Here is a 16418-nt window from a genome sequence, read left to right as displayed (position 1 = left end):
AGGATAACGGTTATGTATAAATCAAAAATAAAAATGAATCTGCAGCGTTTTAATGGTACTGGAGCGCAATTAAGTAACGAATTGACGGGTCTTATTCCGGAAGAAACGTCGAATGAAATCATCAAAGATGTTATTCGTGGTTCTTCCATTATGAAGCTGGCACAGCTAGAACCAATGACAACGGCCACAAAGAAAATCCCAGTGTTGCTCGATGGTCCGGGCGCTTACTGGGTGGGTGAAGGTGAGCGTATTAGCACCAGCAAGCCAACCTGGGCGCAGGTAACGCTTACGGCTAAAAAGCTGGCTGTCATTATCCCAATGACAAAAGAAGCGCTGAACCGTGCGAAAATCGATGTATTTGAAGAGTTAAAGCCACACATTGCAGAAGCATTTTATACCAAACTGGATGCAGCGGCCCTGATGGGAACGGACTCTCCGTTTGCGACAAACATTTTATCTGCAGCAGTCAACGCAGGAAATGAATTTACCCGTGGCTCGGTAGCTGGTCAAAACCTTGCCGATGATGTAAACAGTGTAATGGCGTTAGTGGAAGCCAGTGACCAGGAACCGCGCGCGTTTACGGCCCATTTCGGACTTAAAGCATCGCTGCGTGGCCTGAAAAACTCCAATGGAGACCCTCTTTACTTGTCCAGCATCCGGGACGGTGTAACGGAGGACTCTTTATACTCCTTGCCGATCGAATACAGCCGTAACGGTGCCTGGGATAAAACAAAAGCAGATTTGATTGCGGGTGACTACAAAAAGTCACGTATCGGTATCTTGCAGAATATCGAATATGAAATTCTGAAAGAAGCGACGCTGCAGAACACGCTGGGAGCAGATGGTAAGCCACTCTCTCTTGCTGAGCAGGATATGGTTGGTTTAAAAGCAACGTTCCAGGTGGCGTTCTTGGTCGTAAAAGAGAGTGCCTTTGGTGTGCTGCGACCTATTGGGTACGTAGCATCATAAGATAGATACCCAGAAAGGAGAGGAGAGGCATGAAGCCCAATGATATCGTTTCGATTGTGAAGGGAAAAGAGAAGTTGCAGGTTACCCGAAAAGCGTTTGAGGTCATTTATGCAACGCTCGGATACAAGCTCGAAAGAGAACCGGTGAATGCCGATGGCGATTCTGACAAGTGAGGAATTCCTCGGGTTTTATCCGGAGTGTGCATCCTGGCCAGAAACGAAGGTTAACGGGGCTGTTCTGCGGGCAAATGTTTATGTCGCGGGTCAGGTGGTGGTGCCTGAGCCGGTTCCCGATGATTTGAAGCTGGCTACAGCGATGATTGCAAAAAATGGGGCCGACGCAAAAACACTTAAAAGTACAACACAAGGAACATATTCAGAAACGTACGCTGATGTGGATTTTAGCGAGCAAATCTTAGGGATTCTACGCAAATACGGAATGAAAACTCCCGAGGAAGTGGCGGTGAAGCAAAAACTATGGCTGATCTAAATAACTATGAACGCCTGCTGTGCCATTCTATGACGGTATATGATTTACAGGGAGCAGCAGAAGACGCCTTTACTGGCGGTAAGTCAGAAAGTCGTGAGTGGGTCCCTATCGCACAGCATATCCCCTGTCGCGTTGGCGGCTCTCCGGCGCAGATACAGCAGCTAACCGGCAGGCAAGTGAGTGCACAGGATTTCCTTTTGCATACCCTGTATGCTGGTTTAAAGCCGGGGATGCGAGTCAAAATTGAACAGCCGGAGTTTGCAGATGACCTCTATGAAGTAGGAAAGCCAGTGCCGGTTTATGGCGCGGAAAGCCTGCATCATTATGAGGTCGTTATTCGCTTAATTGACGCTGTAACCGGTGGGGAAGATGAAATCTAATGGCTAAAGTCGATAAGAGAGAGTTAGAACGCCTATATCGTCACTTGAAGGAGAACTCAGCAGATGAAGTAAAAGAGGCTGTGAGCCGTCTAGCTAGAACGGCTGGATATGGGGTGCTAAGAGGGGCACAGGATCGAGTTCCGGTGCGCGATGGTGTTCTGCGTCGGTCTCTTTCCGTTGGCCGTTCTGATAATGTTTTTGAGTTCTCCATGAAAGGGAGTCATGCTGATATTACCGTGGGTACGAATGTAGAATATGCCCGATACGTGGAGGAAGGGTTTACCCAGCGAAAAGGCCAGTTTGTGCCGGGGTACTGGAAAGGTGGAGAATTTCGATATGATCCGAATGCGTATAAAAAATTCCTGCAAGAGCGGAAGAAGGGCAATCATCCGAATCTAACCGATTATGGCATCATTCTCACTGGACAGCGTATCCCTGGGGTTCGTTATCTGGCTCGCTCGCTGGCCGAAATCGAGGCGGTTCTTGATGATCTGGCTTATGAGGAGCTGGAAGATTTGGCAAGGAGGTTGTTCCAGGATGGGTGATGATACATTATCCATTCGCCACTGGTTGTATAAAGTAACTGGGATACCAACGGAGTCTCTCGCTATTCCAAAGGATTTTGAACGGCCGATGTGGTTTGCGGAAGAGCCGATTCGTCTACCGGAACCCTGCCGGCCTGATGCTTATCGGGAGAAAGTCACACTGAATATAATTTTGCTGGCAAAGGATGCGGTGCAATTAAAAAGTGTGGTAAGAGCTGTACGACAGGATTTAGCTGATCGAGGTTGGGTTTTACCGCTATTTAATGAGGAACGTCAACAAGTCGGCTATTTAAGGGAATGCCGACCAACGTTTGGGAAACCGGATGGCTTAGACCAGACGATGGAACTGAAATGCATGGTATATATTCCGTATACCCCGATTGAGTATGATCCGTTATTAGAGTTTTACAGTAGATATGATCCTGTATTACGTAAGGGGGGGACAATAGAGTGACGACAAAAAGAGAAAAGAAGCAAGAAGCTACGGCTTTTAAGCATAAAAAGGAAGAGTTTATGAAGGTGGCAGAGCAAAAGTTCGGATTAACACGGACACAAGCGATTGCTGCCTTTTTTAATGCACCAGAGGAAATGACACTTGAAGAGGCGCAAGAGCTCGTAAACAAATTTAAAGAAAGGACGGTGAAGTAGATGGCGGGCATTTATCAACCGGGTGAGGAAAAGGTGCTCTCTGGAGCATATTCTTTTCTCAAATCATTCATAGAGGAGCAAACCACCCCAGGACTACGCGGAAAACTTGCATTGCCTATAGTAGCCGATTGGGGGCCAATTGGTGAATTTGTTCGGGTGCGAAATAAACAAGCCGCTGTAAATATTTTTGGTGAAGTAGAAGACTTTGACTTAATTTGGGCGGACTCCATTCGACCTTCTTCCATTTCTATCCGTCCGACACAGGTATTGCTTTATCGACTAGCGGGAGCAAGTGCAAAAAAAGCCTTCCTGATTCTTGTTGGTCCAAGCGGAGATTGTATTCGAGTTGAAGCTAAATATGAAGGAGAGTTTGGCAACCGTCTCAAAGTAGCTGTGCAGCCGAACCTTATGGATGCTGCTTTGATTGATATCTTAATTTATCTCGATGCCGAACTGGTAGAAAGCCAAACAGGTGCTACAAATGCTGAGCTTGTAGCTGCATTTGCCGGAAGTGAATATGTGACTTTAACTAAAATATCCGATGAACTCCCTATCCCGAACGCTGGTACAAACCTAGCAGATGGGGACAGCGGAAAGAGCGTTGAGGCTACCAAGTATACTGATTACTTGGACAAACTCATTACAAAAAAAGGGGAATATGGCGTTTTTACACTCGGGGTTGCAGATGCGGCATTAAATGCGGCAGCTCAGGATTGGACAGATGAACAGCGGTATAAAGGGAACTACATTAAATTCGTCTTTGGTGGTGATGCAAACCGGGATAAAAACAAAGCCGATATTATCCAAGCTTCAAAAGATGCGAATCATATGGCCGTTATTAACGTAGGAAGCGGGGTTAAATGGAGGGGAAAAACATACTCAAGTTCCAAAGTTGCTGTTTATATCGCTTCTCTTGCTGCCGCTATGCCGCTTAATTACACAATGGCGCTATATATTACTAACTTTGATGAAGTAACCGTTGAGTGGGATCAGGATACGGATTTAATTGATTTAATTGAAGCCGGGACACTGATGCTGAACAAAGATAATGATAAAGTCATCATCCAAGAGCCGGTTAATACTCTAACTGTTCCGGGGCCGGATCAGTCCAGTGATTTCGGTAAGATTCGTGTGGTTGACACGTTTGACAGCATCTTGTTAGCCGAGGAAGAAGCGGGGAAAGAGTGGATTCGTAAACAACCAAATACAAACAGCCCTGCACGCCGCGCCGCCTTTTGTCAAATGATGAAAGAAAAGGTGTTTGCTCCGCTGGCCGCTATTGAAGTTATTGCACCTGACTACGAGTATATGGAAGACCCTCTATATTATGGTCAGGATGCTATATATACTCCAAAACGCTCGGCTGGTCACTTTGTAGCTGGCTTTAGACACCAGGATGTACTTGAGAAAATTTACACCTACAACAAAGCGAAATGAGGTGATGTAGCATGGCTGAAACGTATTCTGGTACCCATGGTCATTTCTATGACCAAAATGGGAATGAATTAACAGAAGCAATCGAATTCGAACTAACAGAGGAGTTTGAAAAAGCACAAAGTAAGCGGATGGGTAAGCTGCGTAGAAGTAATCGAGTTACCGCTTCCGATGTTACGATGTCGGTCACTTTCGAAAGAACAGCCAATGTACAAGCACTCATCCGTTATCTTGCAGAGAACCCGGAGAAAAAAGTAAATTTCATGGGACGGATGGATGATCCTGTTGCCGGAAAATATGGGGTTGCGGTTACCGGGTTCTCTCCGGATTCTCTGACACTGGCTAAATGGGCACACGGTGAAATTGATGAAGATACACCGCTGGAAGGTACCGTGGATGACTATGAGTTTGTGTAAAAAAGAAAGGGGAATGAAGTGATGAGTCAGTTTTTAACGATGGAAGAATTTCTGGGTATGAATACGGAAGTTGATACAAAATCGGAATGGAAATGGGAGCGAAAAGACGTTGTAATCCCGATTCGCTCGGTTCCAGGTGATATTTACTTCAAGGCACGTAAAGCGGCGATGAAGATGTCGGTAACGGGTCGAAAGAAAAGCGCAGAGCGCAAGGTAGAGTTTGATGAGTTGAAGCTAAAATCGGAAATCATTATTGCAGCTATCGATAAGGAGCGGACAAACTTCCATCTGGACTCTGCCCAAGTGCTGGCTAAGTATAATAAAGTGGCGGCTTGTGATGTGGTACCATGTGTATTTACGCCGCGTGAAATCAATGATCTGTATGAAAAAATCGAATCCATTAGTGATTTCAGTACGGATGAAGAAGAGGAAGAAGACGTAAAAAACTAATTAAAGAGAGCCCAGAGCTGGCTCTCTTTTCGTATATCTGGCAGGAAAAAAAGAAGTTTCCGTCGGAAATTTTGTCTCTACCAGAGCGAGAAAGGCAATTTATTCTCGTTTCTACGGTTATGGAGATTGAGAGAAAAAACGAAGAAGCGAAGAAAGCGCAGAACCAGCGGCGTTTTAGGAGAGGAAGGAGGCGATAAGCGTGGCGGTAACAACAACGCTCTCATTTCAAGAGAAAATGTCCAAGCAGCTTGCCTCCATCCTCAAATACCTGGGAGATGTAATTGATGCGTTTGATGATGTAGAAGATGCAGCCAATCATGTAGAAGATGCGCTCAATAGCATGGATGATTCCGCTATACAGCAACTGGAACAAGCTACATCTGATGCGTACCGTGAAGCCGATAGGTTGGCACGGGAATTAGATGAAGTGGATCGGGAAGCTGCCTCCATTAGCTCTACTAAAATGAGAGAACTAGAAGCGTCAGCGAAAGAAGCAACGAAAGCCGTCGATGAGGCGGCTGATTCTGTCGCGGATATGGAAGAGGCAGCAGATGGGGCCGAAACATTAGCAGGGGCAGCGCTGGGTGGCGGATTGGCCATTACCGCAGGACTTGCGGGAGCTGCTGCTTCAAGCTATGAAATGAGTCATTCGCTGGATATGTTACAAGCGAAAGTGGATGCTACAGATCAGCAAATGATAAGTATGTCTGACTCAGTAAAAAAACTATACATGTCTGGCTTAGTAGAGACACCCACAGAAGCTGCAGAAGCGTTTAGCCGTTTCCGTCAATTGCTAAAAGGGACGGACGAGGAGATTCGTAAGACGGCAGAGGGGGCGCTGGCATTGGAGAAAATGTCAGCGGGAGATTTGGATCAAGCAAGCATTGCAAAGGCGGCCAATGCCATGCAAATGCAATGGGGAACCGATGGTGTAAAAGCATTGGATATGATTACAGCTACCTACCAGCGTACCGGGGACAAAGCAAATGACTTGCTGGATACCATCTGGGAATACAGCCCACAGTTTAAAGAAGCCGGCATTAGTGCGGAGAAGATGATGGGTATGTTTATAGCCGGTGCGGAAAAAGGTGCCTTCAATTTCGATAAACTGGGCGATGCATTTAAAGAAAGTTTTGGTATTCGATTGAATAAGGCGTTGGATGAAAATGCGCTGGGTGCTCTGGAAGGCATCTTTGGAGAAGATAAACTATTCAAGATGCTTGACCAGATTAAAGCTGGAGGAAAAGAAGCAGAAAGTGCGATTATGGCAATTACAGCTGGTATTGCCTCGATTAAAGACCAGAAGCTGCAGGATGATGTGTTGAGTAATATCTTCGGCACACAATATGAGGACTTAGGACGCGACGCTGTATTGGCTATGATGAACGCAAAGCCGCTTGATGATTTTGCCGGAAAGTCACAGGAAGCGATTGATAAGACAAAAAATGAATGGATTGCGATGGCGAATGAAATAAAAACAGCCATTCAACCCATTGGGGATACCGTTTTAGAAATTGCGCAGCCAATAGCTAAATTGCTGGCAGACATGGCCAAAGGAATGGGGGATTTTGCAGCACAGCATCCATTTCTTACAAAAGTGGTCGTTTCTTTCTTTATGCTGCTTGGAGTGCTTCTTTTAATCGCTACCCCGTTCTTACTTTTAATTACGATCGGTTATGCGTTACAAACCGTAATTGGAGCCATGAGCGTGGCGATGGGTGGATTCGGAATCGCGTCACTATCTGCACTCTGGCCTGTGCTTGCTGTCATTGCCGCTGTTCTTCTTTTGATTGCTGCTGGATGGTGGCTTTATGATAACTGGAATGTTGTCACACAAGCGTTGGCTGCTGGGTGGCAATGGGTTAAAGATACAGCGATAGCGGCATTTCAAACGCTTATGGCGTTCTTAGTATCAGCATGGGAGTACATTAAAAGTACGGCTCTGGCAGCGTTACAGTGGATGGTAACGACGGCTACTACCACGTGGGAAACGATTAAGACAACGGCAATGACAGCCTTTCAAGCACTAGCCACGTTCCTATCAACGATATGGCAAAATATCAAAACATCTTTTATTAACGTATTTACCGGGATCGGTTCATGGTTAGACGGATGGATTAGCGGTCTTTTCAGTAGCGGGCAAAAAATCGTGACTACAATTGTTGATGGCATTATGTCGGTAGCTGGAAAAGTGGGCGAGGCCATTAATAAAGTATTTTCGATCGCGGATAAATTCCTACCACACTCGGACGCGGATAAAGGCCCTTTCTCGCGTCTCACAGACAGCGGTATGGCAATTCCAGAAACGATGGCAGAAGGAGTGGCCTATGCCAGTAATGTATTACCGGATGCACTCAATGATGCTTTCGGTGATGTAGCACTTCATCCGAACTATGCTATTTCGGGTATCCCTGATATTCCAGAGGCGCAACTTTCTTCTATCAACACTGAATTTGTCCAAGAACCGTATAGGGCACCTACGTATACGCCTTCTTTCTCGCCTTCTCTTGTCCCTTCTAACGCTACTTCGTCAGGTGGAGGAAGTAATGCGGTGGGGGGAGGTGCGGTATACATTACGATGACAAATCAGTTTCATTTGCCACAGCTTGCTACTCAGGGAGCAGATGGACAAATAGATATGGAGAAGACGGCGAATGAAATTGCGGAAATTATTGCGAAAAAGCTACAGCACATCATGGCCGGACATGGAACGGTCATTCTTGAATGATGCATTGGAGGTGAGGACGTTTGAAAGAAAAACATCTTGAATTCTGGCTGTCTTGGAATAACAATGCAGAGAAATTACGATTACCTGTTCTCCCTCCAAAGCTCTCTGTAAAAATGGGGCATACCTATCATGATATTGACCTGGTTTCTGTCGGCCAATCAACCATTATCGGGGAACCGCAGCTAAAGGAATACTCTTTTTCCTCCTTGTGGCCGGAGATGTATGACTCAGGTTTATGCGATTATAGTGGCTTCCCTTCTCCGGAAGAATTTGTGGCTACCATTGAGCGGTGGAAAAATACTGGATGGCCGATACGTTTTATTGTAACCGGAAGCAAGATAAACACGGCTGCTACCATACGTGACTTTTCATATGATTGGGATGGATTTGACATTGAATACTCGTTGTCACTGAAAGAGTATCAATTTATCCATCTTGAATCTGTGAAAGTGAATATCGTTTTTCAAGCACCAAGCGGGAAGTGGAAGCCATTACCGGCACAAAAAAGCGAGAAGGATACAAGTAAAAAGAAAAAGGGAAAGCGCCCAGATACGAAAGCCGCTAAGGTTTCTTCTACGAAAGAAAAAAGTAGCAAGGAAAAGCTGGTAGACAAGTATTTGGCGCGTGGAAAGCCTAAGTTGAAGTGAGGGTAGAAATGGGACCTAACTATGATTACAGGATTCATTTACAGAAACGAGGGCAAAAAACCATCATCCTTCCTTTTTCAGAGGTGACATGGTCTGGAGGGCGGCAAGAGGCCAAGCGCACATTAGAGGTTAAACTTCACCAGGGACGTGATAAGTTTTGGCCCGATCCGAAAGTGGAAGAGGGAGACTTTGTAGAACTTGTTTCTTTCTTTACCGGCTCACCTCGTTCCTTATTTTCGGGTATCGTGATCGATTTAAATAAAAATGCAAAGGGTGATATTTCTCCTGTTGCTTATGACTATGGCTACTATTTGTTGAATAACGATGTCGTGGCTATTACCACAGGGGAGCCAGCTGATAGGCTGCTTCGGCGTATGTTCGAACAAGTAGGTATTCCAATCGGAGGTATTGGTTTGATGCCGCCTGTAGAAAAACAGGTGATTCGTGGTAAGAGTCTTTGGGATGCAACAGCTGATATTTTAAACCAGGTATACAAAACGCACGGTGTTCGGTATTGGTGCTGGATTGAGAACGGAAAAGCCTATATTGGCACCCAGCGCGGTCAAACGAAGCGATGGAAGATTGAGCAAGGCGGGGCTTTACTGGATGCCAGTCGGAAGCGTTCCATCGCTGGTATGCGGACCGTAGTAAGGGTAATTGGGGGAGATGACAAGTCGAATGCTTTGCTTTACGAAGAGTCAGATGCGCCCGGTATGAAAAAATACGGGAAGCTGGTTAAGGTCATCGAGGTACAGGATAAAAATAAAGGCAGCGCCGTTTCCCAGGCTAAGCAGGAATTGAAGAATTTGAGCAAGGTAAAAGATGAAGCCTCGATTTCCTCCCTCGGGATTGATGATGTGATTTCCGGTACAAAAATAGAAGTATATGAAGAGTTTACAGAATTGAAAGGGATTTATACCGTTTGGTCGGACAGTCATACGATTCGGCCGGGCTATCATGAAATGAAGCTACAGCTTCAGATGGAGAAGGCGGGAGCATGAACGGATTTCAGCAATTAGCTGGCGTTTTACAACAGTCATCATATAAGAGCCAGCCAAAAGCAGGGGGAAATCATACATCTCAGGATCTGGGTGAGCTGCGCTTTGAATTAGGCACTGTTCTTGCGCCTCCTCCGGATTTATCTATACAAATCGATGGATTGTCAGTTCCGATTACCAAGGAGTTTATCGTTGTTGCGGAAGACTTGTGCAGCCATAAGAGAAAAGTCAGCATTCGAAACCAGGGGAAAACGAAAATGTATAGCGAAAGCGTTGATGACCTGTACCCTAAATTACCACCACAGAGCAGCCATAATTACAAGTATATAGAACTAAGCAATAGTGAATTTGAGTTAATCGATGGAGAAATTGAATTTTTAGACGAACTTAAGAAAGGCGATCGGATTATTGTGGCTTCTTGTGGTTCTTTATATTTCATTTTAGATCGGGCGGTGAGATATACATGAGTGTTTTTCCTGAATTCCCAGAGCCGGCCCAAGAAACTCCACAGGAGGAAGAGATACGCTCCTTACGCACCTATGCATTTGATATAAATACCGGGAAGTTTATTCTCCAATCAAATGGAAAGCCGGTTATTATTGATGGAGCAGAAGCGTTAGAGCAAAACGGACAGAAAGCTCTTAGTACCGAGCGGTATGTCTTTCCGATTTATACCTCTGATTATGGCCATGAATTAAAACAACTTATTCGCTCGGATGGTACCCGGGAATGGAAGCAAGCAGAGGCTGAGCGTTTGGTAAAAGAGGCGATTGAATATTTGTATGGCGTTGACCGCTGTGAAAACTTCGAATTTGAATGGGTAGGAGCAGGTTTGAAGATTAACTATGTCATGATAACCGATGAAGGCGTCATTCCTCAGGAGGTGTATGTGGAATGATTGCAATTCCAACGGAGGAAGAAATCTTTTCGCGGCTTATCAGCAACTATCTGGCGATTGCAGGTCCAATGAATGTGGATGAGGGAACGATCCCCTATGACTTTTTAAAACCTGTATCGTTAGAGTTTTATTATGCTTACCAATTTATCCAGGCTCTTTATTATGCATTGTGGGTGGAATATGCAGAAGGGGAAAATTTAGATTTAGCGGTTAGTGTGGCAGGAATAGAGAGAAAACTTGCTACAAAGGCGCAACTTACCCTTCCACAATTAAAATTTGTTGGCATACCAAACTCAGAAATTAGAGCTGGAACCCGATTCATGACAGAGGGAATATCCCCTCTGTTTTTTGTTGTTCCGGAAACAGTCGTGTTAGACAGTAACGGTGTAGGCTTTGGCTTGTTGGAGGCTGAACAAGCAGGAGCAGCATGGAAAATCACAGCCGGTACCACACTTCTTCCGGTAAATACAATTAACGGTTTACAAAGTGTCGAATTACTCGGGAATTTGGAAGGGGGTACAGACGATGAATCGGATGAGGAGTTGAGAAATCGATACTGGCAAAAGGTGCGTCGTCGAGCTACTTCTGGGAATGGAGCTCATTACATTGAATGGGCACTCGAAGTTCCAGGTGTTGCTGCTGCGCGAGTATTTGAAAATGTGGACGGGCCGAATACGGTCCGTGTGGTTTTACTTGGACAAAACGGAACGTCTCCAGATAGTACGATTGTAGAAAATGCGCGCCGTCATATTCTTTCTCAGCGACCTCTTGGCCCTGGTGATGACGGTATATTTGTTATGGCAGCATTACCAAAAGTATTCAATTTCTATTCGAAGGTACGTCTACTAAAGAATTACAGCATGGAAGAGGTGACAGCGTCGTATAAAAAAGCACTACAATCGTACTTTACCGAACTAATGGAATATGAAGATGTAGAGATGGCATCAAGGACTATCATTCGCACGAAAACAGGGGCTCTTCTCCATAGCGTTAGTGGTGTGGAAGACTATGATGAACTGACTATCAATGGAGAAATGACCAATCAAACGATTGACTCCTTTGAAATTCCTGTAGTTGGCACCGTAACACTTGAGGTGATGATATGAGTCAGCGATTAATTCATATCGTTCCGCCTTATTATCGAAAAAATAAAGAAGCAAATGGAATTTTTGGTGCAGTAGAAGGGGAATCGGAGAGGTTGATTGCTTTTGCCCTGGATGTCATTCGTCAGGGTAATCCTAAAACAGCTACATGGGGGCTAAACCAGTGGGAGAAGGAAGTAGGGTTGCCGGTCGCTCCGGAAAGCGTACCTCTCGAATCACAGCGTGCCAAGGTTATTGCACGATTGAATGTTCCTGACGTAATCACACCTTTTTCAATGCAGCGAATGATTCGTGATTATACAAAAAATAAACAAGCACAAATTGTAGAGTACGGACGTGAAAAACGATTTGAGATTATTGCAGACTTGGACCAAATTGCAGATTTTGAAGGCATGTCGCAGATGGTATATGAGATGCGGCCAAAACACCTCAGCTATTCAATTTCAGGGAGAGTTGAAACAGATACCATTGTAATTTCTGTCTCTGCGCGTCAGTATGATATCGAATATCCTATCTGCGGGGAATTTTACCCGGAGGATGACTTAGAAGGCCGTATTTATCAAGAAACTCTGCTTTTAGGAGCGACAGAACGCCATTATTCGGTAGAGTATCCTGTATGTAATGAATTCTATTCTGAGGAAGGGGTGTAGAGAGTGGCAAATGAACCAATCGTACAACCGTTACTGTTGGAATTGTTGCGCGATGATTTGAGTAATCACGTTGCCAGTGCACTTATCAATGTAGATGGTCAATTACGAGCCTTTCCTATTTTTAAAACCGCTGTACATGGTCTGAAAATAACGAAGTACGTTTATCTTGATAATACTACTCAAGGGCAAATTCAAAGCGCATCACTTATTAACGGTGAAGGAAATACGCTTGTACATAAGCCAGTCTCTATTACAAAGACAGAGACTGGTTTACTTATTGCCTTTGAATTTGAACTTCAGCTGAAAGTGGAGGTAGGAATGTAATGGCGTATGAAAAGACAAACTGGGTAGACCATGTGGTAGATCCAGGAGAAATCGATCCGGTTACCGGACAACCTAAAGTCATTCAGCAAGGGACACGGTTCACAGCTGCACGAGCCAATAAAATAGAGAAAGGAATTGAAGATGCCCATATTATGGCGGAAAGCTTGGCTCGGGAACTTGGTGGCAGTTTTGTAGCGTCTCCACCTGGAAGCGAACCAGGGTTTATTTTTTCTTCTTTCGATCTTACTGCAAGTTGGACGGCTGGCATAGGATACGTGAATGGTGTACGTTTCGAAATTCAAGCAGGCTCTATTGAATTAAACGCTACCCAGGGGCAGTATATTTATCTTGATACTGACGGAGTGATAAAAAAGACAACTTCCCAGGCAACGGCGGACGCTAAACTTCCCCTTTGGTATTTTGCGACGGATGCTTCTCAGGTCATTACTTCCATAGATCGAAGGAAAGCTGTTAATCTTTCCGCGTTCCTTAAGGTCGGGACAACAAATCTGGACGTAAATTTTGTCCAAGCCATTATTCAGCAGGCGGATACAAGGACGATCGTTCTCACTTACACCAATGGGGATTTAACAAGGGTGGAAGAAAAAGATGGAACAACGGTTGTGAAAGCAACAGATCTTACCTATACGTCTGGTAAATTAACAAAAGTTAGGGAAACGGTTGGGGGAAAAACCATTACGCAGACACTGAATTATGATGCAAACGATAATTTAACATCTGTAGCGAGGAGTGTGGTTTAATGGATGCGGTAACGCTTAGTCAGGTGCTGGAACTACTCAAACGAACAGGGAAAAATACCGATGCAGCGGGTACGACGACCCTATTTGCACGGCTTGCTCAAATTGCCGAGTATACTGACCAACTTGAAGCGTTTGTTGATACCCTGGAAACAAAATTAGGATTGAATACTGATACTGCCGGTACTTCTACTGTGTTTGCTAGACTAGCACAAATTGCGGCGTACGTGGATACATTAGAGGGTTCTCTGGGGCAGACTGGAGATGCAGCTAGCGGTACTGGTTCTCTACACGCTAAAATAGCGGACATCAAGAATTATCTAACTGGTACACTGAATCCAAATGTGCTAACACATACACCAAAGATGACTACTATTGGGTATGTCAATACTGTAAGCAGCATATCAACCGGCTCATCTGACACGATACTAGTTAATTATAGTGGTGCAGGCATATTGACTGCCCTATCGGTAATACCAACAAATAGCTACACATGTACCGGTACAATAGAGGTAGTGGCTGATGGGGCGGTAGTATTTTCTGCACCAATAAAACAGACGGAAAGTTCAAATCCTAATTACTACGTTAACTATCCTACGTCCGTGCAATTGGGTGCTAATATATATTTCAAAACCTCTCTCATAGTACGAGGTCGTGCATCGTGCTCTAGTTGTAGCGGTGGTTGTTTGAGTATTCATTGGTCAGCATCCATAAGTAAGTAATAGGGGGCAATCGGATGGAAATTATCGTGAAAGACTATATCGTATATGAAGTAATACAGGGCATTGAATTCTATAAATGCCCATTTCTGAAGTTCAAATGCAATGTCACGCATCTGAATGCCAAAGTAGGTACGGAATATATTCTACATTTCGAATTAATAGATTATGAGGGAAATTTGGTAGATATTAACAATATTAATCAAGAAGTGGTGTTGTCCATATGTCAAACCGATTGTATATTTTCAGCAGAGTATAATATGGATAGCAATACCATTGACGTAACAATGTCATTCCCGGATGAGGGTCAATATCTCATTGACTTCAAGTCTGGAAATGAATTGCCAGTGATGGCACATATACTAAGTGTGGAGGTCACGCCGTAATGAGGTTTGAAGTTCGCAAGGAGCCAAAAAATCAAGCGGGATTAGAACGAGAGATTGCTGAGCAGAAGGATGTCAAGTTAGGTCAGTTCATTGTCGTCCAAGTATTAGAGAGTGCACGATCGAAGCAAGAATTACAGATAGTGAAGTCCAAATTGGATGCATTGGGCAGGGGTATTACATCACTATTGTTGAAATGATGGAGGTGTGCTATGAATTACGAGTTCTGGAAAGCAGCATACGAATTTGGGTGGGCATCACCAGAGCAAATACAAGAAGCAGCCGTACTTGGACTAATCACACAGGAGGAGGTAAGTCAAATTATAGGGACGACTCAATAACAAACGTCTTTCCAAATGGGGAGGCGTTTTTATTTTGGGAGCTGACATAGCTCCCTTTATTTTTATCTAAAGGATGGCAAATGTGACTTAGAATAAAAGTCCGCTTGCTCTTGATAAAACAAGCGGGTTCTATGCTTAATTGCAGATGTCTAAATAAGAGTTACATTCCCTGCGTTATCATCATTATTTTCATTTTCGCCATCTGACTCGGTCATCTTTTCGATTATTTCTGGGGTTGGATTCATCATATGTTTAAATCCGTCTGTAACAAGATCGAGTGTTTTATCCGTATCCACATTATTCATTGTTTTTTTCCTTTGATTTTGGCTATTCACTTTGGCAACCTCCCTGGTTAAGAATTCATTCAATATTAAGGTTTGCTAAAATAAAAGGTTTATACAAAATAGTTCACTTGGCTTTGGAAACTGCTCATGCAGTTATTCTCCCCAACAGGGGGTGAGGAGGAATATAAGAATGGAAGAAAGCTTACTGAAGATTTTGTTTCAACAGGGGCCGTTTGCGGCTCTTTTTGTTTGGTTATTATTGTCCACTAAGAAAGAAGCACGGGAACGCGAGCAGAAACTCATGGAACATGTAGACAAGATGGCTATTCAATTTGAGAAGAATACAGCGGCTTTGCAACAGATTGAACGTAGCTTATCTGGTCTTGAAGATGAAATGAAAGATATGCGTGAACGATTGAGAGGAGCATAAATCATGAGCAAAATTGTAGTTTTAGATTACGGTCACGGTTTGCCTGATCCAGGTGCATGCGGATGTGGACTCGAAGAATATAAAGTCGCAGCGGAGCTTGGCTCTGCCGTAAAAATGCACCTGGAGCGACATAATGTCAAAGTCGTGCTGACGAGAACGGGTCCTTATTCACTTTCGTCAGTCAGAGACTTAAAGCAAAACAAACGTGAGGATTTAAATAAGCGTGTCGCCATTGCCAATGCAGCAGAAGCCGATTTGTTCGTTAGTTTCCATCTGAATAGCGGCGGAGGAACTGGCTATGAAACACTCTGTTACTCGATTGATGCAAGGGTCAGAGCTGTTCATGATGCGGTGGCAGAGTTTTTAAAGTTCAATAACGTCAAAGATAGAGGAATTAAAGTGCGAACTGATTTAGCTGTTTTGAAATGCAAGCCAAAAGCAGTTCTGCTTGAGTGCCTTTTCATTGATAATCCAAAAGATATGGAATTGATGAAAAAGCCGTCCTTTTTTAACGGCCTTACCGAGACGATTGCGAAAGGCATTCTTACTGCAATTGGTATTAAGTATGTACCGTTAAAGAATCCAGGAAAGAAGGAGGAACCCCGAATGAAGCAAGCCGATGCAGAAAAAATAATTATCTATCTGCAGGCAGCATGGAAGGCAGCTACCTGCGAGGATGAGAAAAAGGAAATCGGCCGGCTTGCTGATGAGGTACGCGCGGCAGCCGGCATGAAGAAGGTGAACGGCTAATGAAATAACCCCGTTACTTTTTGGTGGCGGGGTATAGAACTTTATAACTATTTATTATATGATTATTCAAAAAA

At 44.3% G+C, this 16418-nt stretch carries 26 protein-coding genes; 25 read left to right on the top strand and 1 reads right to left on the bottom strand.

The genetic code is table 11. The annotated features are described in order from the left end of the window. Positions 1 to 12: 12 nt before the first annotated feature. The 23 genes from K3F53_RS11000 to K3F53_RS10890 all read left to right on the top strand — a co-directional run bounded on the left by K3F53_RS11000 (position 13) and on the right by K3F53_RS10890 (position 14880). Positions 13 to 969, top strand: a complete 957-nt coding sequence (locus K3F53_RS11000; protein ID WP_220558967.1) for a phage major capsid protein — start codon at positions 13 to 15, stop codon at positions 967 to 969. Between the two features lie 29 nt (positions 970 to 998). After that, positions 999 to 1142, top strand: coding sequence for a hypothetical protein (locus tag K3F53_RS10995; protein WP_220558966.1), 144 nt, complete (start codon positions 999 to 1001; stop codon positions 1140 to 1142). Continuing rightward, positions 1117 to 1458, top strand: coding sequence for a DNA-packaging protein (locus K3F53_RS10990; RefSeq protein WP_236781986.1), 342 nt, complete (start codon positions 1117 to 1119; stop codon positions 1456 to 1458). Before K3F53_RS10995 ends, K3F53_RS10990 begins: the two co-directional genes overlap by 26 nt. After that, complete coding sequence (locus K3F53_RS10985) at positions 1446 to 1838, top strand: hypothetical protein (RefSeq protein WP_057898508.1); 393 nt, start codon at positions 1446 to 1448, stop codon at positions 1836 to 1838. The genes K3F53_RS10990 and K3F53_RS10985 overlap by 13 nt, the downstream gene beginning before the upstream one ends. Further along, positions 1838 to 2383, top strand: coding sequence for an HK97 gp10 family phage protein (locus tag K3F53_RS10980; RefSeq protein WP_057898509.1), 546 nt, complete (start codon positions 1838 to 1840; stop codon positions 2381 to 2383). Before K3F53_RS10985 ends, K3F53_RS10980 begins: the two co-directional genes overlap by 1 nt. After that, a complete protein-coding gene (locus K3F53_RS10975) occupies positions 2376 to 2837 on the top strand; it encodes a hypothetical protein (RefSeq protein WP_057898510.1) in 462 nt (153 codons plus the stop codon). The genes K3F53_RS10980 and K3F53_RS10975 overlap by 8 nt, the downstream gene beginning before the upstream one ends. Beyond that, a complete protein-coding gene (locus K3F53_RS10970) occupies positions 2834 to 3031 on the top strand; it encodes a YqzN/YkzM domain-containing protein (protein WP_057898511.1) in 198 nt (65 codons plus the stop codon). Before K3F53_RS10975 ends, K3F53_RS10970 begins: the two co-directional genes overlap by 4 nt. Next, on the top strand, positions 3032 to 4468 hold the full coding sequence (locus K3F53_RS10965) for a phage tail sheath N-terminal beta-sandwich domain-containing protein (protein WP_220558965.1): 1437 nt from the start codon (positions 3032 to 3034) through the stop codon (positions 4466 to 4468). It begins immediately after the preceding gene. An 11-nt stretch (positions 4469 to 4479) separates the two neighbouring features. Continuing rightward, positions 4480 to 4881 (top strand): phage tail tube protein, encoded by a 402-nt coding sequence (locus tag K3F53_RS10960; RefSeq protein WP_057898513.1) that lies wholly within the window; start codon positions 4480 to 4482, stop codon positions 4879 to 4881. 21 nt (positions 4882 to 4902) lie between these two features. After that, positions 4903 to 5331 (top strand): phage tail assembly chaperone, encoded by a 429-nt coding sequence (locus K3F53_RS10955; protein WP_220558964.1) that lies wholly within the window; start codon positions 4903 to 4905, stop codon positions 5329 to 5331. A 199-nt stretch (positions 5332 to 5530) separates the two neighbouring features. Beyond that, positions 5531 to 8059 (top strand): phage tail tape measure protein, encoded by a 2529-nt coding sequence (locus tag K3F53_RS10950; RefSeq protein WP_220558963.1) that lies wholly within the window; start codon positions 5531 to 5533, stop codon positions 8057 to 8059. A 20-nt stretch (positions 8060 to 8079) separates the two neighbouring features. Next, positions 8080 to 8706: a hypothetical protein gene (locus tag K3F53_RS10945; RefSeq protein WP_220558962.1), complete on the top strand. Its 627-nt coding sequence runs from the start codon at positions 8080 to 8082 to the stop codon at positions 8704 to 8706. Between the two features lie 8 nt (positions 8707 to 8714). Further along, on the top strand, positions 8715 to 9707 hold the full coding sequence (locus tag K3F53_RS10940) for an XkdQ/YqbQ family protein (RefSeq protein ID WP_220558961.1): 993 nt from the start codon (positions 8715 to 8717) through the stop codon (positions 9705 to 9707). Further along, on the top strand, positions 9704 to 10171 hold the full coding sequence (locus K3F53_RS10935) for a DUF2577 family protein (protein WP_220558960.1): 468 nt from the start codon (positions 9704 to 9706) through the stop codon (positions 10169 to 10171). Before K3F53_RS10940 ends, K3F53_RS10935 begins: the two co-directional genes overlap by 4 nt. Further along, entirely contained in the window at positions 10168 to 10602 is a 435-nt protein-coding gene (locus tag K3F53_RS10930; RefSeq protein WP_220558959.1) for a DUF2634 domain-containing protein, read from the top strand. The genes K3F53_RS10935 and K3F53_RS10930 overlap by 4 nt, the downstream gene beginning before the upstream one ends. Then, positions 10599 to 11708: a baseplate J/gp47 family protein gene (locus K3F53_RS10925; protein WP_220558958.1), complete on the top strand. Its 1110-nt coding sequence runs from the start codon at positions 10599 to 10601 to the stop codon at positions 11706 to 11708. Before K3F53_RS10930 ends, K3F53_RS10925 begins: the two co-directional genes overlap by 4 nt. Then, positions 11705 to 12355, top strand: a complete 651-nt coding sequence (locus tag K3F53_RS10920) for a putative phage tail protein (RefSeq protein WP_220558957.1) — start codon at positions 11705 to 11707, stop codon at positions 12353 to 12355. The genes K3F53_RS10925 and K3F53_RS10920 overlap by 4 nt, the downstream gene beginning before the upstream one ends. 3 nt (positions 12356 to 12358) lie before the next feature. Next, positions 12359 to 12679: a hypothetical protein gene (locus K3F53_RS10915; protein WP_246615629.1), complete on the top strand. Its 321-nt coding sequence runs from the start codon at positions 12359 to 12361 to the stop codon at positions 12677 to 12679. Continuing rightward, positions 12679 to 13440 carry a hypothetical protein gene (locus tag K3F53_RS10910; protein ID WP_220558956.1) on the top strand — a complete coding sequence of 254 codons (762 nt, stop codon included), beginning with the start codon at positions 12679 to 12681 and terminating at the stop codon, positions 13438 to 13440. Before K3F53_RS10915 ends, K3F53_RS10910 begins: the two co-directional genes overlap by 1 nt. Next, the gene (locus tag K3F53_RS10905; RefSeq protein WP_220558955.1) at positions 13440 to 14159 is read left to right on the top strand and encodes a hypothetical protein; all 720 of its coding nucleotides are present in this window, start codon (positions 13440 to 13442) and stop codon (positions 14157 to 14159) included. Before K3F53_RS10910 ends, K3F53_RS10905 begins: the two co-directional genes overlap by 1 nt. A gap of 14 nt (positions 14160 to 14173) precedes the next feature. Continuing rightward, positions 14174 to 14542, top strand: a complete 369-nt coding sequence (locus K3F53_RS10900; protein WP_220558954.1) for a hypothetical protein — start codon at positions 14174 to 14176, stop codon at positions 14540 to 14542. Next, a complete protein-coding gene (locus K3F53_RS10895; protein ID WP_220558953.1) occupies positions 14542 to 14739 on the top strand; it encodes a hypothetical protein in 198 nt (65 codons plus the stop codon). The genes K3F53_RS10900 and K3F53_RS10895 overlap by 1 nt, the downstream gene beginning before the upstream one ends. 12 nt (positions 14740 to 14751) lie before the next feature. After that, positions 14752 to 14880, top strand: a complete 129-nt coding sequence (locus K3F53_RS10890) for an XkdX family protein (protein ID WP_220558952.1) — start codon at positions 14752 to 14754, stop codon at positions 14878 to 14880. Positions 14881 to 15029: 149 nt separating this feature from the next. On the opposite strand, the gene K3F53_RS10885 is transcribed toward K3F53_RS10890, so the two are convergent. After that, the gene (locus K3F53_RS10885) at positions 15030 to 15215 is read right to left on the bottom strand and encodes a hypothetical protein (RefSeq protein ID WP_220558951.1); all 186 of its coding nucleotides are present in this window, start codon (positions 15213 to 15215) and stop codon (positions 15030 to 15032) included. Positions 15216 to 15354: 139 nt separating this feature from the next. On the opposite strand from K3F53_RS10885, the gene K3F53_RS10880 reads away from it, so the two are divergent. Together K3F53_RS10880 and K3F53_RS10875 are read left to right on the top strand one after the other, a co-directional pair. After that, a complete protein-coding gene (locus tag K3F53_RS10880) occupies positions 15355 to 15594 on the top strand; it encodes a BhlA/UviB family holin-like peptide (RefSeq protein WP_220558950.1) in 240 nt (79 codons plus the stop codon). 3 nt (positions 15595 to 15597) lie between these two features. After that, positions 15598 to 16344, top strand: a complete 747-nt coding sequence (locus K3F53_RS10875; RefSeq protein ID WP_220558949.1) for an N-acetylmuramoyl-L-alanine amidase — start codon at positions 15598 to 15600, stop codon at positions 16342 to 16344. Positions 16345 to 16418 lie beyond the last annotated feature (74 nt).

It is taken from the genome of Aneurinibacillus thermoaerophilus (assembly GCF_019603355.1).
GTDB classification, from domain to species: domain Bacteria; phylum Bacillota; class Bacilli; order Aneurinibacillales; family Aneurinibacillaceae; genus Aneurinibacillus; species Aneurinibacillus thermoaerophilus.
This window is presented reverse-complemented; position numbering and strand designations above follow the sequence as displayed.